Below are 22462 nucleotides of genomic sequence, written 5' to 3' on the forward strand. Positions count from 1 at the left end.
TTGTTACCACACGCGAACACGGTCGGCGGGCGCCAGGTACATCGTGTCGCCGGGCTTCGCGCCGAACGCCTTGTACCACGCATCGACGTTGCGCACTTCCGCGGTCCGGAAGGGACCCGGCGAATGCGGGTCGCTCAACAATTGCGACCGCAGCGCAGGCTCGCGGAACTTGATCCGCCACACCTGCGCATAGCCGAGATAGAAACGCTGGTCGCCGGTCAGGCCCCCGAGCACGGGCGCAGGCTTGCCGTTCAGCGAGCGGTGATACGCATCATACGCCACCGCGAGCCCCGCCAGATCGGCCATGTTCTCACCGAGCGTCAGGCCACCCTGGATATGCTGCCCGGGGATCGGCTCATAGGCGTCATACTGCTTGACCAGTCTGTCGGTGAGCGCGGTGAAGCGCTTGACGTCCTCGGGGGTCCACCATTCGGTCAGCTTGCCGGTCGCATCGAACTTGCGGCCCTGATCGTCGAAATGGTGGCTGAGCTCATGCCCGATCACCACGCCGATCCCGCCGTAATTGACCGCCGGATCCGCCTTCGCATCGAAGAACGGCGGCTGGAGGATCGCGGCGGGGAAGACGATCTCGTTCATCGTCGGGTTGGCATAGGCGTTGATCGTCATGGGCGTCATGCCCCATTCGGTCCGGTCGATCGGCCCGCCGAGCTTGTTGAGATCGCGCTGATATTCGAACGCATTGGCCGCCGCGACGTTGGCGACGAGATCGCCGCGGGAGACGGTGAGCGCGCTATAGTCGCGCCACTTGGACGGATAGCCGATCTTGGGGGTGAAGGACGCGAGCTTCTGGTGCGCCTTGACCTTGGTCTCGGGCGCCATCCATTCGAGCTTGTCGAGCCGCTGCCCCATTGCCGCGATCACGTTCTTGACGAGCTGATCCGCCGCGCTCTTCGATTCCGGCGGGAAATATTGCGCGACATATTGCTGGCCGACGTCCTCGCCCAGCGCCCCGCCGACGACCGCGACCCCGCGCTTCCAGCGTGGCTGTTGTTGCGGCGCACCCGACAAGACCGTGCCGTAAAAGGCGAAATTCGCCTGGTCGAACGCCTTCGACAGATACGGCGCGTAGCTGCGCAACACCTTGAGCGTCAGATAATCCTTCAGCACCGGCAAAGGCGTCTGCTGGAACAACTGCGCCTCGGCCGCGACCGCGCTCGGCTGGCCGACGATATAGGCGGGCTGCTGCGCGACGCCGAGGGCGGACTGATAGTCGCTCCAGGGGAAGCCCGGCGCCTTCGCGGCGAAATCGGCGGCGGTCCACTTGTTGTAGCGCTTGTCGGCATCGCGCGATTCGATCCGCGTCCAGTGTCCGGTCGCGATCCGTGTCTCGAACGCGACGATCGCGGCGGCGCGCGCTTCGGCATCGGGTTCGCCGATCAGGCCGAGCATCTTGGCGAGATACGCCTGATAGGCGGCCTTGGTTTCGACCAGCTTGGGATCGGTCTTGAGGTAATAATCGCGGTCGGGCAGCCCGAGGCCCGACTGGCCGGTGCTGACGATGTAGCTGGTCGGCGTTTTCGCATCGACGCTCACGCCGACCCCGAACAGGCCGCCCACGCCGAGCCGCTGGAGCTTGGCCATTTCCACCGCGAGCGCGGTCTTGTCCTTTGCACCCTTGATCGCGGCGATCCACGGCTGGATCGGCTTGGCGCCCTTCGCTTCGATCGCGGCTTCGTCCATGTAGCTGGCGTACATGTCGCCGCTCTTGTTGCCCGGCGTCTTCATCGCGGTTTCAAGAATGCCGCGAGTCCGCTCGGTCGACAAATCCTGCAACACGTTGAACATGCCGAATGCGGCCCGGTCATCCGGGATCGCGATGTTGCGCGCCCACGTTCCGCCGGCATATTCCGCGAAATTGTCGCCCGGCTTCACGGTCTTGTCCATGCCCGCGAGATCGAGGCCGAATGCGCCATAGGTTGGTTTGTCGGGAAGCGCCGCGGTCGGAACGCTCGGCTTGGGCGGTGTCGCGCCGGTCTGCGCATAGGTCGCCCCGGCAAGCGCGACGGAGGCGGTCAACGATAGGAGAAGATGCGAACCACGCATTTAAAGCCCTTCAAATCATAACGAAAGCCCGCGTGTTCTATCCAGCCGACACGCCTAGTCAAACGCGATCGCGAAATTCCGTTCGATCGAACGTTTCCGCCATTTGCGCCCGATCCGGACCCGCCACACCAAACCCGCGACGACATAGCCGATGATGGCGAGCACCGCGGACAGAACCGCCAGCCCGACGATCGTCGCCGGGCCGACTTGCGCGACCAGCGTATGGAGCCAGTCGACATGCGCCGCGACGTTGCTCGCGATCGGGCGACCCGGCACCGTGCGATCCAGCCGCAGGACCCACAGGCCGATATGATAGGCCGAGAAATAGATCGGCACGCTGGTCAGCGGGTTGTGCAGCAACGTCGTCGCCACCGCGACCGGCACGTTTGCCCGCACCGGCAAGGCCGCCAATGCCGCAACGGGCGCATGGACGAACGGGAACAGGATGCCGCTCACCACCCCCAGCGCGACGCCGCGCGGGACCGAGCGGCGGGTGAAACGCCACAAAGCAGGGTGCAAGATGCGATGCGCCACCGGGCGTAGGAAACGGTTGCGCTCGATCTTGTCGCGCGTGGGGATATGCCCGAGGGCGAAGTTCCAGATCCGCGACCCCATCCCCCGCGCGCGGGATGTGTCACCCACGGTCGCGCATCAATCGACCCTGCTCGCGCTTCCAGTCGCGCTCCTTGATCGAATCGCGCTTGTCGTGCGCCTTCTTGCCCTTCGCGAGCGCCAGCTCGACCTTCGCCCGGCCGGTCGAGTTGAAATAGATCATCAGCGGGATGAGCGTCATCCCGTCGCGATTGACCGCGCCGTGCATCTTGTTGATTTCCCGCGCATGCAGCAGCAGCTTTCGCGGGCGCTTCGGTTCGTGATTGAAGCGGTTGCCGTGGCTGAATTCGGGGATGTTCGAATTGACCAGCCACACCGCGCCGTCCTTGGCCTCAGCATAGCTTTCGACGATCGACCCCTGCCCGCTGCGCAGCGATTTCACTTCGGTCCCGGTCAGCGCGATGCCAGCCTCGAACACGGTCTCGATGGAATAGTCATACCGCGCGCGTCGGTTTTCCGCGACGATCTTGGTTTTCTCGAAGGTTACAGGTTTGGGACGCGCCATAGGCTGGGCGATGTAGGACGTCCCACCCCCGAACGAAAGCCCTGCAATGACGGGACACAGCCCGGCGATGGATGGCGGCGCCGAAACCGGGGATAACGGGGATCGAACCGACCGGTCCATCGTTACAGTCGTAAGGCCATCGGTACTGACAGATTTGTAAAGACCTGGGCGCTAGGCTCTCGCAACGCAGCCGCATCTGGGGTAGGATAGAATATGGTCCAGTTCGCAACGCACCAATTCCCGATCGATATCGACGCGGCGGACATCGATTTCATGGGTCACGTCAATAACGCGTCGTATCTCAAGTGGGTACAGGCGGCGGTGATCAGCCACTGGCAACGCTTCGCCCCTGCCGACGCGCTGGCGACGCACGCGTGGGTCGCGCTCAAGCACGAGATCACCTATCGCAAGCCGACGTTCCTCGACGACGAGGTGATCGCAACGGTCTTGCTCGAGAAGGTACAGGGCGCGCGCGCGTTCTACGAAACGATCATCAAGCGGGGCGAGGAGGTTCTGGCCGAGGTGAAATCGAGCTGGTGCTGCCTCGACATCGAAACCAAGCGCCCTGCCCGACTCGGGCAAAGCGTGATCGACCGGTTCTTCGCCAAGGATTGATCCGGGCGCCGCAGCGCCCGGTCGATCCGGGCGTCAGCGGTTAGCCCCGTTCAAACCAGTCCCGCCGCCGCCAGCCCGGCGTCGACGGCGCGCTGACTTGCCTCGCTTGGCCAGGTCATCGGCAAGCGGAGGGCCTTGGGAAAGGTCGAGCGCACGCGGTTCACGGCATATTTAACCGGCCCCGGCGACGCATCCGTGAAAAGTGACCCGTGAAGCGCGAACAACCGATCGTGCAGAGCCAAAGCGGCGGCATAGTCGCCCGCAGCGCATGCCGCCTGGAAATCGGCGCACAAACGGGGCGCGACGTTTGCAGTCACTGAAATGCACCCCACCCCGCCCGTCGCGTTGAACGCGAGCGCCATGTCGTCGTTTCCGGACAGCTGGACGAACCCCTCCGGGCACACCGCCCGCTGCGCCGAGACACGCTGGATCACGCCGGTCGCATCCTTGATTCCGATCACGCTCGGCAGCGCGTGCGCGATCCGACCGACAGTCTCGACCGCGATGTCGGTCACGGTCCGGCCGGGCACGTTGTACAGCACGATCGGCAAGCTGCTGCTGTTCGCAACCGCCTCGAAATGCCGGAAGATCCCTTCCTGATTGGGGCGATTGTAATAGGGTGGCACCATCAGCGCGGCATCTGCACCAGCAGCCTTCGCCGCAGCAATGTTGTGGATCGCGACCCGCGTATCGTTCGACCCGGCGCCCGCCAGGACGGGAACGCGCCCCCGCACCTGATCGACGCAGACCGCGACGATGTGAAAATGCTCGTCGGCGGTCAGCGTCGCCGCTTCGCCGGTCGTCCCGCACGGGACGAGCCCGGCGGAACCTTCGGTAATCTGCCACTCGATGAAATCACGATACGCCGGCTCATCGAAAGCGCCGTCCGCAGCAAACGGCGTGACAAGCGCCGGGATTGATCCCGAAAACATAGTGTTGTGCTCCTGCGCGCGGGATGATCCGTCGGCTTTAGGTGTTTTTCCCCGGGACAAATACGGACAGGAAGCATAGTCTGTCCACATGATTACAACGGTGTTCAAATCGGCGTTCTTGTTGGCCAGCGTATCCAGTCTGGCGGTGCCCGCGGATGCGGTGCAGGAACAGCTCGGCTGGGGGCGCGCGACGCAAATCCTGACCGGCACCAATGCGTCGAATGTCGCGATCGCGACATCGATCGCGGAGTGGAAGGCGTTGCAAAGCCCGGGATACGGCTTCGATCGCTACGCGACCTTCCTCGTGGCGCATCCCGGCTGGCCCAACGAAATGGCGTTGCGCCGCCTGGCGGAGCGCGCACTCGAGACTCCGGGCTGGTCCCCGGCGAACGCCGTCGCCTTCTTCCGCCGCTTCCCGCCGCTCAGCGGGACGAGCCGCACGCGCTATGCCGATGCGCTGGCCGCCACCGGCGCGCGCGCCGAAGCCAATGCCGCCGCGCGCGCAGCCTGGATTTCCGGAACGATCTCGCCGGTCGACGAGGCGCGGATCCAGGCGTTCTATCCCGGGGCGCTGAGCCAGGCGGATCAGGACGCCCGGATGGACATGCTGCTGTGGCTCAACTCGACGCTCGCCGCGCAGCGCCAGATCGGCCTCACCAGCCCGGCGCGTCGCCCGATCTTCGAGGCCCGGCTCGCCTTCCGTACCAACGCGCCCGATGCGTCCGATCGGGCCGCCGCGACGCAGGCGATCGGCGGCGCGGACCCCGGCTGGATCGCGGATCGCGCGAGCTGGTTCCGCTTCAGCGGCGCCTCGAACAGTGCGCGGGCCACACTGGCGCAGCGCCTGCCGCTGGCGACCGTTCCGGCGAGCCCCGAACAATGGTTCGAGACGCTGCTGACCAACGCCCGCGCTGCCGCCAACGACGGACAGATCGCGGTCGCCTATGACATCGCGCGTCGGGTCGACGATGCGTATCCTGCGGGAACCGACGTCAGCACGCGCCCCTATGGCGAGCGCGACGACTATACCAGTCTCGTCTGGCTCGCCGGACAGGCGGTGATGAAGCAGATGAACCGCCCGGCCGATGCGACCGGGCTGTTCCTGCGCTATGCCAACGCGTCGCGCACCTCGACGACGCAGTCCAAGGGCTTCTATTGGGCAGGCCGCGCGGCCGAAGCCGCGGGACGCCGCGCCGAAGCCAATGGATATTACACGCGCGCCGCCGGGTTTCGCGACTTGTTCTACGGCCAGCTTGCGATCGAACGGCTCGGCCAGACGCTGACCGCGCCCGGCACCGCGACGCTGCGCCCGGTCGATGCCGCGACCCGCGCGAAATTCTATGCCCGCGAAACGGTGCGGGCCGCGCAATATCTCGGCACGACCGGCGCCTGGGCGGACCAGACCGCGTTCATTCGCCAGATCGCCGCCGATGCCACGACCGACAGCGACCATGTCCTCGCGTCCGAAATCTCGCGCACGCTCGGCCGTCCGGACCTGGGCGTGATGGTCGGGCGGAGTGCGTTGCAGAACGGTCTCAGCGAATATTCGACCGTCGGCTTCCCGAGCGTCAAGGTGCCCGTGTCGAGCCAGGACGACTGGACGATGATCCACGCGATCGCGCGGCAGGAAAGCCAGTTCGATCGCGCCGCGGTCAGCCACGCGGGTGCGCGCGGGCTGATGCAGTTGATGCCCGGCACCGCGCGCGAAACCGCGGGCAAGATCGGCCTGTCCTACGATCCGTCCGCACTGACCACCGACACCGATTACAACATCATGGTCGGGTCGAGCTATTTCCGGAAGATCTTTGGCCTGTTCGGCAGTTATCCGCTCGCGGTTGCCGCCTATAACGCCGGGCCGGGCAACGTGAACAAATGGCTCCGCGCGAATGGGGATCCGCGGATGGCGGGTGGCCCCGACATGATCGACTGGATCGAGGCGATCCCGATCTACGAGACCAAGAATTACGTTCAGCGCGTGCTCGAGAATGCGGTGGTCTATGACCTGATGAATCCCTCGCGCGCGCGCTCGTCCGGTCCGAACCGGATCAGCTGGTATCTGGGCAAACGCACGCCGGGCTGACACGCGATGGATCGTCCCAATTACATCACCCCGGCGGGCTATGCCGTGCTTAGCGCGGAATATCGGCAGTTGCTCGGCGAGGAGCGGCCCAAGCTCGTCGACGTCATTTCCTGGGCGGCGGGGAATGGCGATCGCTCTGAGAACGGCGACTATATCTACGGGCGCAAGCGCTTACGCGAGATCGACCGGCGGCTCGGCTTCCTCGCGCGGCGGATGAAGGCGGCCAAGGTGGTCGATCCGGCCGCGCAGCCCGACCGGACGCGCGTGTGGTTTGGCGCGACCGTGACGATCGCCGACGAGGAGGACGAACACCGCGTGCTGACGCTGGTCGGCGACGACGAAACCGACGCCACGGCGGGCCGGATCGGCTGGAACGCGCCGATCGCGCGCGCCTTGCGCGGGGCGGCGGTCGGCGACGTCCGGCGCGTGGCCTTGCCCGCCGGGGAGCGAGAGTATGAGGTCATGACGATCGCCTACCCCGCCGCCCGCGCGCCTTCCGTCGCCGACGGATAAGGGTTGGGTAGTGGCGCGATGTCGTGCCAAAGTACGAGATGCGCCGCTTACCCGCAGCGGTTAACGATTTCGATCCCGAGTGACGTGTTCGAATCGAGTGAGTAATGATGGCGATGCAACGCGTATTCGTGAGCGGCAGGGTCCAGAACGTGGGGTTCCGCGACTGGACCGTGCGTCGGGCGAGTGAGCTCGACCTGACCGGTTGGGTTCGCAATCGCACCGATGGCCGGGTCGAGATCCTGGTCGTCGGGGACGACGCGACCGCGGCGCAACTGGTGGCGCTGTGCCATGAAGGCCCGCCGACCGCGCGCGTCGATCATGTCGCGGTCGAAGTGGCGGACGAACGGCCGCCCAAGGGCTTTACCAAGCGCTTTACGGCGTAAGGCTGTGCGCAGGAGAGCGCGGCACGATGCCGCGCTCTCTTGGCCGATCAGCGGGTCAGCTTTTTGTACGCGAGGCGAGTCGGACGATCCGCCGCATCGCCCAGGCGACGCCGCTTGTCCTCCTCGTACGATTCGAAGTTCCCCTCGAACCACTCGACATGGCTGTCGCCCTCGAACGCGAGGATGTGAGTCGCCAGACGATCGAGGAAGAAGCGATCGTGGCTGATCACCACCGCACAGCCTGCGAACGACTCCAAAGCCTCTTCCAAAGCGCGCAGCGTCTCGACGTCGAGATCGTTGGTCGGCTCGTCGAGCAGGAGGACGTTGCCACCCTCCTTGAGCATCTTGGCGAGGTGGACGCGGTTGCGCTCACCACCCGACAGCTGGCCGACCTTCTTCTGCTGGTCCTGGCCCTTGAAGTTGAACGCGCCGACATACGCCCGCGTGCCCAGCTCCTGCTTGCCGAACCGGAAGATCTCGAGCTTGTCCGAGATTTCTTCCCAGACGTTGTTGTTAGGATCGAGGTCGTCGCGCGACTGGTCGACATAGCCGAGCTTGACCGTCTGGCCGACTTCGATCGAGCCGACGTCCGGGGTTTCCTGGCCCGTGATCAGCTTGAACAGCGTCGACTTGCCCGCGCCGTTCGGCCCGATCACGCCGACGATCCCGCCCGGCGGCAGCACGAAGTCGAGGTTCTCGAACAGCAGCTTGTCGCCGTAAGACTTGGTCAGGCCCTTCGCCTCGATCACCTTGCCGCCGAGACGCTCGGGCAGCTGGATCAGGATCTGCGCCTTGCCGATCGAACGGTTCTCCTGCTTCTCCATCAGCTCGTCGAATGCACGGATACGCGCCTTGGACTTGGTCTGGCGCGCCTTGGGGGTCTGCCGCATCCACGCCAGCTCGTCCGAGATCGCCTTGGCCTTGCCCTGCTCCTCGCGCTCTTCCTGCTCGAGCCGCTTGACCTTCTTTTCCAGATAGCCGGAATAGTTGGATTCGTAGGTGTAGTAACGCCCGCGATCGAGCTCGAGCACCCAGTTGACGACGTTGTCGAGGAAGTAGCGGTCGTGCGTCACGAGAATGACGTTGCCGGTATATTCCTTGAGGTAATTTTCTAGCCACGCGACGCTCTCGGCGTCGAGATGGTTGGTCGGCTCGTCGAGAAGCAGGATGCCTGGCTTCTCCAGCAGCAGCTTGCACAACGCGACGCGACGCTTCTCACCACCCGACAGGTTGGTGACCGCGCTGTCGCCCGGCGGGCAGCGGAGCGCTTCCATCGCCTGCTCGAGCTGGCTGTCGAGCGCCCAGCCGTCGGCGGCGTCGATCTTGGTCTGGAGATCGCCCATTTCCTCCATCAGCGCGTCGAAATCGGTGTCGTCCTGCGGATCACCCATTTCGGCCGAAATCGCGTTGAAGCGCTCGACCATCTGCGCGACGGGACCTGCGCCCAACTTGACGTTTTCCATGACGGTCTTGGTCGGGTCGAGCTGCGGCTCCTGCGGCAGATAACCGACCTTGATCCCGTCCGCGGCCCACGCCTCGCCGGTGAAGTCCGGGTCGATCCCGCCCATGATCTTCATCAGCGTGGACTTGCCCGAACCGTTCGGCCCGATGATCGCGATCTTCGCGTCGGGCAGGAACTGCAGGTGGATGTTGTTGAGCACGGGCTTTGGGGCACCGGGGAAGGTCTTGGTCAGGCCCTTCATCACATAGCTGTACTGCACGGCCATAGCCGATGATGCTCCGTTCACATGAGGCTGAAATTGATGGATTGCATGTAGCGAGCATGCGGCGGATTGGCAACGTGGCCGCCCGTGGATACGGTGGCGTCACGACGCGGGGGGCGTCACGAACCGGACGGAAGATCCGCGCGCGTCCTGTCTCCTGCACGCACCCTAGCCGCCGGCGCTGTCGGCCCGGCCAATCCCAGCCTTCCAAGGCCAGCCTTCCAAGGAGTGTCTCTGCATGACCATCCGTTCGCTGTTTCTCGCGTCGACGTTGCTGGCCACCCTTTCCTCTCCCGCGATCGCGCAGCGCGCCATGCCCACGGCGGTCGCGCCCGATGCCGCCGTTGCTTCGATCCGCGACAAGGCGCTGCAGGACGACGTCGCCTATGACATCGTCTGCGGGCTGACGACCGAGATCGGCCCGCGTCCGGATGGCTCCCCCGCCGAGGAACGCGCGCGGCAATGGGCGGTGGTCAAGTTGAGGGCGCTCGGCTTTCAGAACGTGCGGATCGAACCCTATGAACTGAAGAACGTGTGGATTCGCGGCATCGAGACCGCCGAAGTCGTCGCCCCCTTCCCGCAGCCACTGCGGCTGACCGCGCTTGGCAACTCGGGCGCGACTCCGGCCAAGGGACTGACGCTGCCGGTGGTCTATTTCCCCAGCTTTAACGATCTGCTCCTCGCGCCCGCGGGTAGCCTGAAGGGCAAGATCGCGTTCGTATCGAACAGCATGCAGCCGACGCAGGACGGCTCAAGCTACGGCAGCCAGGGCGGCGCACGCTTCCTCGGGCCGAATGTCGCCGCGACCAAGGGTGCCGCCGCGATCGTGATCCGCTCGATCGGGACCGATCATGGCCGCGGGCCGCATGCGGGGACGACCAACTTCGCACCCGGCGTCACCCCGATCCCCGCTGCCGCGTTGTCGGTCGCGGATGCGGAAAATCTCGAACGCATGTTCAAGACTGGCAAGCCGGTGTCGCTGCACCTCACGCTGACGCCGACCGTCGTGCCCAGCCGGACCTCGGGTAACGTCATCGCCGAAGTCCCCGGCTCCGATCCATCTGCGGGGATCGTCCTGATCGGCGGGCATCTCGACAGTTGGGATCTGGGCACCGGCGCGATCGATGATGGCGCAGGCGTCGCGATCACAGCCGCCGCCGCGAAGCACCTCATGACGGCAGGCACGCCGCGTCGCACGATCCGCGTCGTCTGGTTCGGCGACGAGGAAACCGGCGGCTTCGGCGGCGCCGCTTATGCCAAGGCGCATGCGACCGAGCAGCATACGATCGCCGCCGAATCCGATTTCGGCGCGGATCGCGTCTGGCGTTTCGAAACCAACCTGCCCGCCAGCGCCAAGCCGGTGGCCGACCGCCTCGCAGTAGCGCTTGCACCAATCGGCGTGGTGCGCGGCGCGGACACGGCGCACGGCGGGACCGATGTGGAGGCGACGCTGGCGCTCGGCGGCGGCGGGATCGACCTCAACCAGTCGGGGCTGCGGTATTTCGATTACCACCATACGCCCGAAGACACGCTCGACCTGATCGACCCAGCGCAGTTGCGGCAGAACGTCGCGGCCTGGGCGACGATGCTGGCGGTCGTCGCCAATGCGCCAGAGACGATCGGACCGGTCGGTGCGACGAAGTGATCTCCACTCGTCGCAAATATGGCTGAAACGTGGCAGCTTCGTATCAAAACGCGGGATTGCGGATTGACGCACCGCAGCGACCCGTTATGCCACGGGTCTTCGCGGCGGCACCTGTCACCGTGAAATGCCTTATTTGCTTGGGAGCAATTGCATGAAGAAGACCGCCCTTGTTCTCGTCGCCGCCGGCCTGGTTTCGCTCGCCGCCTGCAACAAGAACCCAGAAGCTGCTGCGATCGAGAACAATGCTGACATGGTTGCCGACGCAGTCGACAACAACGCAGCGATGATCGACGACATGGCTGCCAACACGTCGAACGCTACGGCTTCGGCAGTCTTGGACAACAAGGCCGATGCGATGAAGGACCAGGCGGACAACATCCGCGCCGAGGGCGACGCCAAGGCCGACAACGTTCAGTAAGAACGTTGGCGCCGGGCCGTTGCTCGGACGCTTCGAGAAGGGCGCTACCGCATCGCGGTGGCGCCCTTTTTCGTGTTCGCACTGCAGCATGATTGGCGGCGGGGCGCAGTGCCCGTCTAAACCTATCCTGCTGGAATGCGCGCGATCATCGCGTCGAGCGCAGCGAGCCGCAGCGCGATCCCTGCACGATACGGTGCTTCCGCTGGGGTCAGCGCAAGCGCCCGCGCCCAATAGCGGCGACCCTGGCGGAAATCGCCCGACTGCACATACGCCAGCCCTTCGAAGAAGGGCGGCGCCGGATGCTCGGGCGCAAGCCGCGTCGCCTGGTCGAACGCGAGTTTCGCCGCTGGCGACACCGCGCCCCCGTCATGCTGCGCGATCGCCGTGCCGAGCCCGGTCCACAGCGTCAGGCTGCGCGGATAGGCGTTCGCCCCCATCAACACCACGCGCGCGCCACTATCCCGGCTGCCGCCGCGCATCAGCGCGTCCGATGCGATGAGATACGCGCCGTCTCCGCTGAACCGCCCGAGCATCTGGTCGCGCAACTCAGTGACTTGCGGATAGACCACGACCGGCTCGACGTCGCGCTCCACCGGATGCCCGGACAAGCCGGCATGCTCCTGCAGCGCATAGCCCGTCGCGCCCAGCATCAACGCCGCGCCGACCGTGGTCCACAACGTCCGCGCGACGCCCGCGACCCACAGCGCGCCGAAGATCGCGACCCCGCACAGCACCAACATGACCCAACCGCTCACGCGCGTGCTTCCGAACCTGTACCCATCCCCCGACCATGCGCGCGATCCATGCTATGGGCAACCGCAAGCGCCCGCTGCGCGTTGCCGCTTCGCTCTCCTCTCAGGATATTTTCATGAAGAAACTCATTGCGTTCGACCTCGATGGCACCCTCGCCGAAAGCAAGCAGCGGATTGGTGCGCCGATGGCGGCGCTGCTGAAGGATCTGCTCGCGGTCGCGCGGGTGGCGGTCATCTCCGGGGGCGATTGGCCGCAATTCGAAACGCAGGTGGTGGACGCGCTTCCGGCGGGGACACGCCGCGAACACCTGTTCATCATGCCGACGACCGGGACCAAGCTGTACCGCTTCGACCAGGACACGTGGACCAAGGTCTATGCCGACGTCTTCGCGCCCGAGGAGCGTGACCATATCCTGGAAGCGCTCGACACGGCCGTGCGCGACGCGGGCTCAGCCGATGAGCGGACCTGGGGCGAGCGAGTCGAGGATCGCGGGAGCCAGATCACCTTTTCCGGGCTCGGCCAGCAGGCGCCGCTCGATGCGAAGAAGGCGTGGGATCCCGATTTCGCCAAGCGCAAGGCGATGCAAGTCACCCTGCGCAAGGCCTTGCCGGACCTGTCGGTGAACATTGGCGGATCGACCTCGCTCGACATCACGCACAAGGACATCGACAAGGCCTATGCGATGCGCCGTCTGGCCGAAGAGTCCGGGATTGCCACCGAAGACATGCTGTTTCTCGGCGACGCGATCTACCCCGGCGGCAATGACGATGCGGTGCGCGCGGCGGGGATGGACACGATCGCGGTGCGGGACGTGGAAGACACGATGACGGCCGTGCGCGCGATCATCGCCTGCCTGAAGTAGAAGCTATTGAACGGTCCGCTTCCCCGGCGTTCACCGGGGAGCGAACCAAACCTTTACGCGCGCCCGATCAGCTTGCGGGCCATCGCATCGGCGACGTCGGATGCCGGTGCGCCCGACCGCTCGCTCTCGTCCCAGATCGCGACGAGCCGGTCCGGAATGCGCGTGATGCGCGATTCGACCTCGGCCTGATCGCCGTGCCCGAGATATTCGAGCCCGACGTTGATGATCCCGCCCGCGTTGATGACGTAATCCGGGGCGTAGAGGATCCCGCGCTCCTGCAACGTCGTGCCTTCGGCCTGCGTCGCGAGCTGGTTGTTCGCGCCGCCTGCGATGATCTTGGTCTTGAGCGCGTCGATCGACTCGGGCGTCAGGATCGCGCCGAGCGCGTTCGGGCTGACGATATCGGCTTCGGTCGACAGGATCGCGTTTGCCGGGACGGTGGTGCTACCGAGTTCCTCGGCGAGCGCCTGCGCGCGCCCGGCATTGACGTCCGACAAGGTCAACCGCGCACCGTCCTTGGCCAGCAACCGCGCGAGACCGCCGCCGACGCTGCCGACACCCTGGATCGCCACGTGGACGCCGCGCATGTCGTCCGCACCGAGGCCGCGCTTCGCCGCTGCCTTGACGCCAAGGTACACGCCCATCGCCGTATACGGCCCGGGATCGCCGCCTGCGCTGCCCGCCGCCACGGGAAGCCCCGAGACGTGCTTGGTCATCGTTGCGATCGTCTTCATGCTTGCTTCGGACATGCCGACGTCTTCCGCCGTCACATAGCGACCGCCGAGCGATTCGACCGCGCGACCGAACGCCTCGAGCTGCGCCTGGGTGATCGTGTCGCCCGGGTTCGCCGCGAGGACGACGCCCTTGCCGCCGCCCATCGGGAGATCGGCCATGGCGTTCTTGAAGCTCATCCCGCGCGACAGGCGCAACGCATCGGTAATGGCGCGCTCATGATCGGCGTAATGCCAGAACCGGACGCCGCCGGCGGCTGGCCCGAGAGCAGTGGAGTGGACCGCGATGACCGCCCGAAGGCCGCTGGCCGGATCGGTGAAGAGATGGACGCCTTCATGGTCGTCGAAATCGGGGAAGCCCCAGCCGGTGGTCAAAGCGAATTCCTGGCTGCTAGAAAGAATGGGGCGACCGACGGGACTTGAACCCGCAACATCCGGCATCACAAGCCGACGCTCTAACCAATTGAACTACGATCGCCGCAGAGTGAGCGCCCCTAGCGGGACTGGGGGCCCAGCGTCAAGAATGCTCGTTCACAAATTCCCGTCAATCGTGAGCAAATGCCCCTTCGCGGTCGGGCGGAAGCCGCCCAGCTCGAGGTTCTGCGCGACCGTCGGGTCGGTCGGGCGAACGGTAAGCTGCGCGGAGAACCGCCCGTTCTGCCACAGCCGAAGGTCGATCCGCTCGGTTCCCGCCTGGCTGACGAGCGGGAGCAGCACGGCTCCGGCGTCGCACCGTGCGGTGCCCGAAAGCCCCTGCCCCAAGGCGATTCCCGCAATATCGCCGCTCAGGACGGCCTTCACCCGGCCCTCCGCGGTCTCGCAATTCCCGTCGCGGTAGCGAACGCTGACGTCGTCCAGGTCGATCCCGGTTACCGGCAACGGCGCGAACACGTTTCCGGCGGGAAGGCCCGCGGTCATGTCGTCGATCCCGACGGCATGGCGCGACACGCTGATCGCCCCGCGAATCGCCCGCGCCGCGGTGGACGAATCGGTCGTGGATTGCCCAGCGACGTCGATTCGCGCGCGCCCGACCGCCAGCGGCCAGGGCGACACGCGCGCGCTGAGATCGCCCAGCGCGATCGGCCCGACTCGTGCCTCGCGCAGACCGCCGAACCACACGCTCCCGGTCGCCTCGCGCGCGGCGAAATGCGACTGATCGAGATCGAACCAGCCGAGCACCAGCCGCAATGGCAGCAGCACGAGCAGCGCCAGGACGAACACCGCGCCGAACAGCGCGACCGGCGGGGTGCGGAGGCGGAACCGGCTCATTGTCCGCGGGCCCGGAGCGTGAGCTGCGCGGCGACGGTGCGGTCGCCATTATCGGTCGTGGTCAGTTGCTCGACGAGGATGCCGGATGCCTCCAGATCCGCGACCCAGCCGGTCAGCGCCCCCGGTCGCGCGGAGGCGATCGCGATCGCGACTCGGTCGCTGCCCTGCGGCGTCACCGTCGCCAGCGCGAACCCGGCGTCGTTCGCGCGCGCGCGGATCACCGACTCGATTGGCTCCTGAAGCGGTGCGATCCGGTCGGCCTGCGCGGCCTTGACCGCGTCGACCCGGACTTGCGTCTCGCCGAGCGCGATCACGTCAGTCGCGTGGCGGCCCCGTTCGGATTCGAGGATATCGTTGAGCGGAACGATCAGCAGATACGCGACCGCGAGGATCGCGATGACGGCGCCGCCAAGCACGAGCCGCTGTTCGCGTTGCGTGCGAGCGCGATACCACAGGAGCAGGCGGTCGGTCATCGCGGCTTCACCATCAGTTCCCCCGTCAACCGCCCGCCGGTCGACACCAGTTGCCCCGGCGTCGTCGCCTCGAATCCGGCGGCGTCGATCCGGCGGCGCAAGTCGAGGATCTGGCCTTCGTTCTGCAACCCGACCGTCACGCGCAGCGCGCCGAGCGAATCGAACGACACGGTGCGCAATTCGGTCCCGGGTGTCGCCTGGATCGCGGCGAACACCGCCGCGGTCGTCCGCGTAAAGCCCTGTCCGCCCCCGCGCAGCCGCTCCAGCCGCGCATCGAGCTGGCGATCCGCATCGCTCACCGCCTCGCCTCGCGTCAGCCCGCTGCGTGCGAGCAGATCGGTGCGCCGTTCGAGTTCGTTGGCGGCGGTCGAATATTTGAGCAGCAGCACCAGCGTGATCAGCACCGTTACGACGATGATCGCCGCACTCAGCCACGCAAGCCGCCGGATCAAGGCCCAGTCGATCCCGATCTTGCGCCGACGCGCAAACGCGCCCTGGCGCAGATCGAGCGCAGGCGCGGTTACCGCCGCGACGATCGCCCGTTCGACCGCTTCGCGCCCCAGCACCTCTGCCGCGACCCCGCCGGTCACGAGTTCGGTCAGCCGCGCCTCGTCCGCGAATCCGCTGGTCGTCCCGCGTACCACGCCCTGGCCGCCAAGGTCGGCGCGGAGATACCCGCTCTCGGGCCGGGGCAGCAACATCGGGGCAGGCAGAATCGCATCAGGATCGACCCCGTTCGCCGCCAGCGACTCGAGCCACGCCTGCATCTGCTCCGCCGCGACGACCCCGATCGGGCGTTCCGGGTTTACGCCCTCTCGCCCAACCGCGACGTGGAGGCCGCCGATCGGGGAAGCACTTGCGTCCGCAACCACCAACCGGGCGGCAGTGGCGGCTTGCGCCGCCGATCGATCGGGCAGTTCGGCCCAGTGGAGCGTCACCGCTTCCGCCGGCACAACCGCGACGTGCGCGCGATCGGCGTTGGCGACGAGATCGGGAAAGCCCTCGCCGCGCGCCGCCACCGCACCGCCCGCGACGTGGAGCCACCGCCACGGCAAGTCGAGCGTCGGGAGAAAGAGGACGAGCGTATCGGTCATGGTCGCTCGCCCCATTGCCGCGAGACGAGCCGCGCGGGAAGGGTTGATGCGTCGATCAGCCCCGATTGTTCGAGAACGGTCCCGCCCAGCGTCACATCGACCTTGAGCGTGAACCATTTGGTGGTGATGGCGGTCTGGCCGGTCGCAGCCTCGGAACCGCCCGCGATCGCGGTCTGCGACCAGAAGGCAGTAGTCGTCGCGAAGCCCGTTGGCGGCCGGCGCAGCAGCGCCTGCCGCGCGCCCTCCACCGTCAATGTGCCGGGTAGCAGCATCGCCACCAGGGGTGCCTGTTCGGGGAGCAGCGTATTGACGTTGATCATGGAAGGCTTGGCCTCGGGCAAGGTGCACAGCCACGGGCGCAGCTTTTCGTAATCGGTCCGCGAAACCCCGCTGACCGCACGGAGTTCGCTCGGATCGCTCATCAGCGTGTTGCCAGTGCGGTAGCCTTGCCGCCCACCGCCGTAGGACGAATCCTCCGCCCCGCCGCTGTCGAGTGGAGAATTGTCGGTGTCGATCCAGTCGGCGGTCGCGGCGGCAATCGCATCGGGGGATCTGGCGTTGGGATCGACCAGCCGGATCAACTGCGCGAACACGATCCGCGCGGGGGTGTAGGCGGCATAAGAACCGGGCGTCGTTTCGACCACCAGACTGTTGAGATTGAAGCAGTTTCCGCCATCGGTCACGCGCGCGGTAGCGCTGCCGTTGGGGATTGGCAGCGCAAACGGGGTGTCGCTCCAATTGCCTTGCAACGTCACGCGCTGCTGGCTCTTCTGGAGCAGGTCGCTCACCTTGACGACCGCGAGCGTCTCCGCCGCGAGCGAATAAGCGCGCGCCTGGTCGAGCGCGACCGCATTGCCGCCGAGCCGCGTCGCGAGGCGCAATTTCTCGAGCGCGGTGCCCGCAAGCACCGCGATCACCGCGACGAGCAGCAGCACCGTCAACAGTGCGGCGCCCTGCTCGCCGGGGCGGCGCGGGTCAGTTGATCCCCGCATTGATCCGCCTCCCATAGCCCGTGCCGACCAGGAACATCTGCCGTGTCTCGACGCCGTTGCTGCGCAGGATCCGCAGTTCAACCGCATCGGGGAGCGGCGTGCGCAGGCTTCCCGCCCATTGATCGCTCCACGCCCCGCGGATGCGATAGCGCAGCGCCACCTGCTTGACCCGCGCGACGATCGCGGTCGGGGGGAGCGGCTGCGCACCGTCGAGCATCGGGTACGCAACGCGCGCGAACGCGCCGTCGACCAGCGCATATTCGACCTTCTGCACTTCGGCGCGCGGCGCGCCGTCGAGGTCGCTCCATCCCCCGCGCACGAACCGTAGCATCGGCACCGCCCCCGGTCCTGATCCGCCGACGAACGCGGGCGTGAGGTTGCCCGCTTCGTCGCGCACCGGTCGGTCGATCGCCTGTGCGAAATCGGCGGTCATGATCGAGGAGAGCTGGTTCATTGCGGAGACGTCGTCGAGCTTGGCAGCGGTCGCCCCTTGCGCGCGGACGGAAAAGGACAGCAGCGCGACTCCCGCAGCGGACAGCAAGCCGAAGATGAGCAGCGAGATCATCACTTCGATGAGCGTGAAGCCGGCGTCCGCGGCGCACAGCGGATCAGGTGCTGCCTCGCACCGCGCGGACCGAGCGCGCCTCACGACCGTGTCGCCCCGTCCCGCACCACCGTGAGATGCCCCGCGCTGCGCCCGCTCGGGTCCAGCACCGTGACATCGATCTTGAGGATCCGCGCATCCCCGGTCGGCTGGACCACGCGCGTCCAGGCCCAGGTGCGTCCGCCATTCTGCTCGACCCCGCTCGCCACGCCCAGCGTGGGCGCGCGCGCGTCGGTCATCGCCGTATAGGCGACGTTGCGCGCGACGATCTGCGCCATCAACGTCGTGTCGAGCGTGCTCGCGCCGCGGATCGTCGCGCCCTCCAGCCGGATCAAGGCCAGCGCGGCGAGACTGAACACGGCGAGCGCGACCATCATCTCGATCAGCGTGAAGCCGCGGTCGTCCAGGCACGCGCGGTCAGGCACCGACCTTGACCCGCCCGTCATTCCCTATCCGCACCGTCAGGTTTTCGGTCGCGCGATGCAGCACCACGTCCATCGGGCGATCCGCGCTCCCGGTCGAATCGAACAGGATCCGGTCGCGCCCGCCCGATGCCGGCACGGCTTCGGTCCCCTTGCTCCAGCGCGTCACGCGCAATGGCTTCTCGCTCATCGCGACCCATTCGCCACCGCGCCGCGCATCGAAGCCATAGCCCCCCGCCGACACCCACACGCTGACCGGCCGGGAAGTGACGATCGCAAGATCGTGCGCCGCGCGGGTGCGCAGCGCGAATTGCGTCGCCTCGTCGCGCAGCCGCCCGCGCGGATCGGGCAACGCCAGCACGACGACAGCACTCGCCAGCCCGATGATCGTCACCACGATCATCAGCTCGATCAGCGTAAACCCGCCGTCGTGAGACGTCCGCTTACTGCCAGCTACCGATGTCGGCATTGACGCCTTCGCCGCCTTCCTTCTTGTCGGCGCCGAGCGTCCAGATGTCCGCCTCGCCGTGCTGGCCGGGGGCGGCATACAGATAGGGCTTGCCCCACGGGTCGAGCGGGAGCTTCTTGATGTAGCCGCCGCGCTGATACTTGCTCGCGTCCGCATCGGCGGGGGCGCTGACCAGCGCCTGCAACCCGTCCGTGGTCGACGGATAGGTGTCGTTCTGGAGCTTGTAGAGATCGAGCGCGCCTTCGATCTGCGCGATGTCGGCCTTGGCCTTGGTGATCTTGCCCTTGTCGCCCAGCGGCAGGACATTGTAGGTCACGATCGCGGCGAGCAGCCCGAGAATGACGATTACGACCATCAGCTCGATCAAGGTAAACCCCTGTTCCGACGACCGAACGCGGCGGCTGAGAGTGGGGGTGGCAGGCATATCCGTCATAACAAACCTCATTGTCCGGCAAGCGTGTTGAGCTGCAGGATCGGCAACAGGATGGATAGCACGATCGTCGCGACCACGCCCCCCATCAGGACGATGATGATCGGTTCGAGCAACGACAGCGCCGTCGTCGTGAACCGGTCGAATTCGCGCTCGAGATAATCCGCTGCGCGCTCGAGCATGTCGTCGAGCTGGCCTGCGGTTTCTCCGGACGCTGCGAGATAGGTCAGCAGCGGCGGGAACACCCCCGTCCGCCGCATCGCCGCCGACAGGCTCCCGCCGCCGCGGATCGCCTCGACGATCTCGTCCGACGCCGCCTTGAGCCGCAAATTGCGGATCGTGCCCCCGGTGAGCGCGAGCCCTTCCAGCAGCGGCAGGCGGCTCGCCACCATGGTCGCGAGCGTCCGTGCCATCCGCGCGGCGTGGAGATCGCGGAACAGCCGTCCGATCAGCGGCACGCGCAGGATCCACGTATCGAAGCGCAGCTTGACCGCCGGGTTCTTGAGCGCGCGCCAGAAGCCGATCCCGCCGAGCACGATCGCAAGCAGCAACGCCCACCAATAGGCGACCATGAAGTTCGAAATGCCCATCACGATCCGCGTCAGCAGCGGGAGTTGCTGCCCGACCGTATCGAACTGCTCGACCACCTGCGGCACGACGAACACCATCAGCGCGGTGACCACCGCCATCGCGACCACCGCGAGGACCGACGGGTACGCCAGCGTGGTGATGATCTGCCCGTTGATCTCCGCCTGGCGTTCGAGCAGCACCGACAATCGTTCGAGGATTACCGGCAACGATCCCGAGGTCTCGCCCGCCGACACCATCGCGCGGTACAAGGCCGGGAAACTCTTCGCCTCGCGCGCCATCGCCTCGTGAAGGCGGCGTCCTTCGACCACGCCCGCGTGAACCGAGTCGACGATCGCGCGGACATGCTCCTGCTCGGTCTGCCGCGAGATCGTGCGGAGCGACTGTTCGAGCGGCGACACGCGGTTGAGCGTTGCGAGCTGGCGCGTGAACAGGGTGAGCTGCTTGGTGCTCATCTTGCGGCTGCCGAGGCGAAAGTCGGAGAACAGCGGCTTGCCGCGCGTGGCGGCGGCGGCACGGCCCGAGCCGGGTTCGACCTTGACGACGTACAGCTTGCGCCGGTCGAGCAGCACGCGCGCATCCTCGATCGACGGCGCAGCAACCTGCCCGCGCGCCTCGCGGCCTTTGGTGTCGATCGCGAGGTAATCGAAGTCAGGCACGACTTACTCCCCTCCCTGGAAGGGAGGGGTTGGGGGTGGGTCGGTATGAGGAGAGGACAGACCCAGCCACGAGCCGACCCACCCCCGGCCCCTCCCTTCCAGGGAGGGGAGAGAGAAAGCCCTCACTCACCCGCCGTCTCAGGCAACGGCATCGGCGCTTCTGCATCCGCCATGTCCCGCCTGGAGATGCGAACCGCTTCCTCGGGCGTCGTCATCCCGTCGCGCACCAACGCGCGCGCCGCACTGCCGAGATTGGGAGAGTGTAGGAACGCATGCCGCGCGATGATCGACTCATCCCCGCCGTCGTTGATCAGCCGTCGCACGGTGTCGTCGATGCGGATCGCCTCATAGACACCAATCCGCCCCTTGAACCCGGTCCCCTGGCAATGCTCGCACCCGACCGCCTCATAGACGATCGCGCCCGGATCAAACCCGAGCAGCGCCGACACCGACCCCGTTGCCGCAACCGGCCGCCGGCACTGCTCGCACAGCCGCCGCACCAGCCGCTGCGCGATCACCGCGCGGAGCGTGGACGCCAGCAGGAACGGCTCGACCTTCATGTCGCGCATTCGCGTGATCGCGCCGACCGCGTCGTTGGTGTGGACCGTCGACAGCACCAGATGCCCGGTCAGCGAGGCTTGCACCGCGATCTCGGCAGTCTCGCGGTCGCGGATTTCGCCGACCATCACGACATCGGGATCCTGCCGCAAAATCGCTCGCAGCCCCGCCGCGAAGGTCAGCCCGACCTTGGCGTTGACCTGTGTCTGCCCGACACCCTCCATCGCGTACTCGACCGGATCCTCGACCGTCAGAATGTTGCGGCTACCGTCGTTGAGCAGCCGCATCGAGGCATAGAGCGTCGTCGTCTTGCCCGAGCCGGTCGGCCCGGTGACGAGGATGATCCCGTTCGGCTCGGTGATCGCTTCCTTGAGCAACTGGTTGATCGCGGGCGTCATTCCGAGCACGTCGAGCGTGATCCCGGCATTCTCCTTGTCGAGGATACGCAGCACGACGCGCTCGCCCGCGCGGCTCGGCAAGGTCGAGACGCGGACGTCGAGCAGCTTGCCGCCCAGCGTCAGCCCGATGCGGCCATCCTGCGGCACGCGCCGCTCGGCGATGTCGAGCCGCGCCATCACCTTGATCCGGCTGACGACGACGGGGGCGACATGCGGCGGCATCCGCAGCGTCTCGCGCAGCACGCCGTCGATCCGCATCCGCACGACGAGGCCGGTTTCATAGGGTTCGACGTGGATGTCGGACACGCCGTTGCGCGCGGCATCCGCGATGATGCCGTTGATCAGGCGGATCGCGGGTGCATCGTCCGCGGTGTCGAGCAGGTCGTCCGCGGTCGGCAGGTCGCTCGCGAGCACGTCGAGTTCGTCGCCGAGGCCGAGCGTTCCTGCGGCCATCGCAGCGGCTTGCCCGTCCATGCGATACGCTTCGGAGAGCAGGCGGTCGAATTCGGTCGGGGTCACGAAGCCGACATCAAACGGGCGCGCGAGGTGGCGGCGGAGTTCGAGCAGGACCTTGGGATCGGCACCTTCGCGCATCGCGATCGCGAAGTGGCTGTCGGTGCCGGGCGCGAGGACGACGCCGAAGCGGCGCGCGAAGGCGTAGGGGATGGT

The 22462-nt window shown here is 66.6% G+C and carries 24 protein-coding genes and 1 tRNA gene; 7 read left to right on the forward strand and 18 right to left on the reverse strand.

Annotated elements, in window-relative coordinates:
- Positions 1-3: 3 nt before the first annotated feature.
- The 3 genes from QBJ92_RS14280 to smpB are packed head-to-tail and all read right to left on the reverse strand — an operon-like array spanning position 4 to position 3181.
- Positions 4-2064 (reverse strand): M13 family metallopeptidase, encoded by a 2061-nt coding sequence (locus tag QBJ92_RS14280; protein WP_277970367.1) that lies wholly within the window; start codon positions 2062-2064, stop codon positions 4-6.
- Positions 2065-2118: 54 nt separating this feature from the next.
- The gene (locus tag QBJ92_RS14285) at positions 2119-2679 is read right to left on the reverse strand and encodes a DUF2062 domain-containing protein (protein WP_277970392.1); all 561 of its coding nucleotides are present in this window, start codon (positions 2677-2679) and stop codon (positions 2119-2121) included.
- Between the two features lie 19 nt (positions 2680-2698).
- Positions 2699-3181, reverse strand: a complete 483-nt coding sequence (gene smpB / locus QBJ92_RS14290) for an SsrA-binding protein SmpB (RefSeq protein WP_277970368.1) — start codon at positions 3179-3181, stop codon at positions 2699-2701.
- Positions 3182-3394: 213 nt separating this feature from the next.
- Here smpB and QBJ92_RS14295 point away from each other — a divergent pair, with 213 nt between their 5' ends.
- Positions 3395-3796 carry an acyl-CoA thioesterase gene (locus tag QBJ92_RS14295; protein WP_277970369.1) on the forward strand — a complete coding sequence of 134 codons (402 nt, stop codon included), beginning with the start codon at positions 3395-3397 and terminating at the stop codon, positions 3794-3796.
- Positions 3797-3846: 50 nt separating this feature from the next.
- Here QBJ92_RS14295 and dapA read toward each other — a convergent pair whose 3' ends face one another.
- Positions 3847-4728, reverse strand: coding sequence for a 4-hydroxy-tetrahydrodipicolinate synthase (gene dapA / locus QBJ92_RS14300; protein WP_277970370.1), 882 nt, complete (start codon positions 4726-4728; stop codon positions 3847-3849).
- 88 nt (positions 4729-4816) lie between these two features.
- Between dapA and QBJ92_RS14305 the strand changes: the two genes are divergently transcribed.
- The 3 genes from QBJ92_RS14305 to QBJ92_RS14315 all read left to right on the forward strand — a co-directional run bounded on the left by QBJ92_RS14305 (position 4817) and on the right by QBJ92_RS14315 (position 7704).
- On the forward strand, positions 4817-6808 hold the full coding sequence (locus tag QBJ92_RS14305) for a lytic transglycosylase domain-containing protein (protein WP_277970371.1): 1992 nt from the start codon (positions 4817-4819) through the stop codon (positions 6806-6808).
- A 6-nt stretch (positions 6809-6814) separates the two neighbouring features.
- Positions 6815-7321, forward strand: a complete 507-nt coding sequence (greB, locus tag QBJ92_RS14310) for a transcription elongation factor GreB (protein ID WP_277970372.1) — start codon at positions 6815-6817, stop codon at positions 7319-7321.
- A gap of 104 nt (positions 7322-7425) precedes the next feature.
- Positions 7426-7704, forward strand: coding sequence for an acylphosphatase (locus QBJ92_RS14315; protein ID WP_347342796.1), 279 nt, complete (start codon positions 7426-7428; stop codon positions 7702-7704).
- A gap of 47 nt (positions 7705-7751) precedes the next feature.
- Here the strand turns inward: QBJ92_RS14315 and ettA are convergent, their stop codons facing one another.
- The gene (ettA, locus tag QBJ92_RS14320) at positions 7752-9431 is read right to left on the reverse strand and encodes an energy-dependent translational throttle protein EttA (protein WP_277970373.1); all 1680 of its coding nucleotides are present in this window, start codon (positions 9429-9431) and stop codon (positions 7752-7754) included.
- Positions 9432-9666: 235 nt separating this feature from the next.
- Here ettA and QBJ92_RS14325 point away from each other — a divergent pair, with 235 nt between their 5' ends.
- Complete coding sequence (locus tag QBJ92_RS14325; RefSeq protein ID WP_277970374.1) at positions 9667-11073, forward strand: M20/M25/M40 family metallo-hydrolase; 1407 nt, start codon at positions 9667-9669, stop codon at positions 11071-11073.
- A 151-nt stretch (positions 11074-11224) separates the two neighbouring features.
- Entirely contained in the window at positions 11225-11491 is a 267-nt protein-coding gene (locus tag QBJ92_RS14330; RefSeq protein ID WP_277970375.1) for a hypothetical protein, read from the forward strand.
- Between the two features lie 122 nt (positions 11492-11613).
- Here the strand turns inward: QBJ92_RS14330 and QBJ92_RS14335 are convergent, their stop codons facing one another.
- The gene (locus tag QBJ92_RS14335; protein ID WP_277970376.1) at positions 11614-12246 is read right to left on the reverse strand and encodes a tetratricopeptide repeat protein; all 633 of its coding nucleotides are present in this window, start codon (positions 12244-12246) and stop codon (positions 11614-11616) included.
- Between the two features lie 113 nt (positions 12247-12359).
- On the opposite strand from QBJ92_RS14335, the gene QBJ92_RS14340 reads away from it, so the two are divergent.
- Positions 12360-13106 carry an HAD-IIB family hydrolase gene (locus tag QBJ92_RS14340; protein WP_277970377.1) on the forward strand — a complete coding sequence of 249 codons (747 nt, stop codon included), beginning with the start codon at positions 12360-12362 and terminating at the stop codon, positions 13104-13106.
- A 53-nt stretch (positions 13107-13159) separates the two neighbouring features.
- On the opposite strand, the gene QBJ92_RS14345 is transcribed toward QBJ92_RS14340, so the two are convergent.
- The 12 genes from QBJ92_RS14345 to QBJ92_RS14400 form a co-directional block, all read right to left on the reverse strand.
- Positions 13160-14212, reverse strand: coding sequence for a Leu/Phe/Val dehydrogenase (locus tag QBJ92_RS14345; RefSeq protein WP_277970378.1), 1053 nt, complete (start codon positions 14210-14212; stop codon positions 13160-13162).
- A gap of 26 nt (positions 14213-14238) precedes the next feature.
- Positions 14239-14315: transfer RNA gene (locus tag QBJ92_RS14350), tRNA-His, on the reverse strand.
- Positions 14316-14368: 53 nt separating this feature from the next.
- Complete coding sequence (locus tag QBJ92_RS14355) at positions 14369-15106, reverse strand: type II secretion system protein N (protein WP_277970379.1); 738 nt, start codon at positions 15104-15106, stop codon at positions 14369-14371.
- Positions 15103-15579 (reverse strand): type II secretion system protein GspM, encoded by a 477-nt coding sequence (gene gspM / locus QBJ92_RS14360; RefSeq protein WP_277970380.1) that lies wholly within the window; start codon positions 15577-15579, stop codon positions 15103-15105. Before gspM ends, QBJ92_RS14355 begins: the two co-directional genes overlap by 4 nt.
- A complete protein-coding gene (gene gspL / locus QBJ92_RS14365) occupies positions 15576-16673 on the reverse strand; it encodes a type II secretion system protein GspL (RefSeq protein WP_277970381.1) in 1098 nt (365 codons plus the stop codon). The genes gspM and gspL overlap by 4 nt, the downstream gene beginning before the upstream one ends.
- Positions 16670-17665 (reverse strand): type II secretion system minor pseudopilin GspK, encoded by a 996-nt coding sequence (gene gspK, locus QBJ92_RS14370; RefSeq protein WP_277970382.1) that lies wholly within the window; start codon positions 17663-17665, stop codon positions 16670-16672. Before gspK ends, gspL begins: the two co-directional genes overlap by 4 nt.
- Positions 17649-18314: a type II secretion system minor pseudopilin GspJ gene (gspJ, locus tag QBJ92_RS14375; protein ID WP_277970383.1), complete on the reverse strand. Its 666-nt coding sequence runs from the start codon at positions 18312-18314 to the stop codon at positions 17649-17651. Before gspJ ends, gspK begins: the two co-directional genes overlap by 17 nt.
- On the reverse strand, positions 18311-18694 hold the full coding sequence (gene gspI / locus QBJ92_RS14380; protein WP_277970384.1) for a type II secretion system minor pseudopilin GspI: 384 nt from the start codon (positions 18692-18694) through the stop codon (positions 18311-18313). Before gspI ends, gspJ begins: the two co-directional genes overlap by 4 nt.
- A complete protein-coding gene (locus QBJ92_RS14385) occupies positions 18687-19160 on the reverse strand; it encodes a GspH/FimT family pseudopilin (RefSeq protein ID WP_277970385.1) in 474 nt (157 codons plus the stop codon). Before QBJ92_RS14385 ends, gspI begins: the two co-directional genes overlap by 8 nt.
- A complete protein-coding gene (gene gspG, locus QBJ92_RS14390; RefSeq protein ID WP_431358411.1) occupies positions 19135-19584 on the reverse strand; it encodes a type II secretion system major pseudopilin GspG in 450 nt (149 codons plus the stop codon). Before gspG ends, QBJ92_RS14385 begins: the two co-directional genes overlap by 26 nt.
- A gap of 17 nt (positions 19585-19601) precedes the next feature.
- Positions 19602-20837 carry a type II secretion system inner membrane protein GspF gene (gene gspF / locus QBJ92_RS14395; RefSeq protein ID WP_277970387.1) on the reverse strand — a complete coding sequence of 412 codons (1236 nt, stop codon included), beginning with the start codon at positions 20835-20837 and terminating at the stop codon, positions 19602-19604.
- A gap of 122 nt (positions 20838-20959) precedes the next feature.
- Positions 20960-22459, reverse strand: coding sequence for a GspE/PulE family protein (locus QBJ92_RS14400; protein ID WP_277970394.1), 1500 nt, complete (start codon positions 22457-22459; stop codon positions 20960-20962).
- Positions 22460-22462: the final 3 nt, after the last annotated feature.

Source organism: Sphingomonas echinoides (assembly GCF_029623395.1).
Classification (GTDB): Bacteria; Pseudomonadota; Alphaproteobacteria; order Sphingomonadales; family Sphingomonadaceae; genus Sphingomonas; species Sphingomonas echinoides_A.

Bases quoted from the DNA above. Each gene is read 5' to 3' on its own strand.
- gspM (WP_277970380.1), bottom strand. From the start codon at position 15,579: ATGACCGACCGCCTGCTCCTGTGGTATCGCGCTCGCACGCAACGCGAA.
- QBJ92_RS14340 (WP_277970377.1), top strand. From the start codon at position 12,360: ATGAAGAAACTCATTGCGTTCGACCTCGATGGCACCCTCGCCGAAAGC.
- gspL (WP_277970381.1), bottom strand. From the start codon at position 16,673: ATGACCGATACGCTCGTCCTCTTTCTCCCGACGCTCGACTTGCCGTGG.
- QBJ92_RS14355 (WP_277970379.1), bottom strand. From the start codon at position 15,106: ATGAGCCGGTTCCGCCTCCGCACCCCGCCGGTCGCGCTGTTCGGCGCG.
- QBJ92_RS14330 (WP_277970375.1), top strand. From the start codon at position 11,225: ATGAAGAAGACCGCCCTTGTTCTCGTCGCCGCCGGCCTGGTTTCGCTC.
- greB (WP_277970372.1), top strand. From the start codon at position 6,815: ATGGATCGTCCCAATTACATCACCCCGGCGGGCTATGCCGTGCTTAGC.
- QBJ92_RS14315 (WP_347342796.1), top strand. From the start codon at position 7,426: ATGATGGCGATGCAACGCGTATTCGTGAGCGGCAGGGTCCAGAACGTG.
- gspK (WP_277970382.1), bottom strand. From the start codon at position 17,665: ATGCGGGGATCAACTGACCCGCGCCGCCCCGGCGAGCAGGGCGCCGCA.
- ettA (WP_277970373.1), bottom strand. From the start codon at position 9,431: ATGGCCGTGCAGTACAGCTATGTGATGAAGGGCCTGACCAAGACCTTC.
- QBJ92_RS14280 (WP_277970367.1), bottom strand. From the start codon at position 2,064: ATGCGTGGTTCGCATCTTCTCCTATCGTTGACCGCCTCCGTCGCGCTT.
- gspG (WP_431358411.1), bottom strand. From the start codon at position 19,584: ATGCCTGCCACCCCCACTCTCAGCCGCCGCGTTCGGTCGTCGGAACAG.
- QBJ92_RS14285 (WP_277970392.1), bottom strand. From the start codon at position 2,679: ATGGGGTCGCGGATCTGGAACTTCGCCCTCGGGCATATCCCCACGCGC.
- dapA (WP_277970370.1), bottom strand. From the start codon at position 4,728: ATGTTTTCGGGATCAATCCCGGCGCTTGTCACGCCGTTTGCTGCGGAC.
- QBJ92_RS14385 (WP_277970385.1), bottom strand. From the start codon at position 19,160: ATGCCGACATCGGTAGCTGGCAGTAAGCGGACGTCTCACGACGGCGGG.
- QBJ92_RS14295 (WP_277970369.1), top strand. From the start codon at position 3,395: ATGGTCCAGTTCGCAACGCACCAATTCCCGATCGATATCGACGCGGCG.
- smpB (WP_277970368.1), bottom strand. From the start codon at position 3,181: ATGGCGCGTCCCAAACCTGTAACCTTCGAGAAAACCAAGATCGTCGCG.
- QBJ92_RS14325 (WP_277970374.1), top strand. From the start codon at position 9,667: ATGACCATCCGTTCGCTGTTTCTCGCGTCGACGTTGCTGGCCACCCTT.
- QBJ92_RS14305 (WP_277970371.1), top strand. From the start codon at position 4,817: ATGATTACAACGGTGTTCAAATCGGCGTTCTTGTTGGCCAGCGTATCC.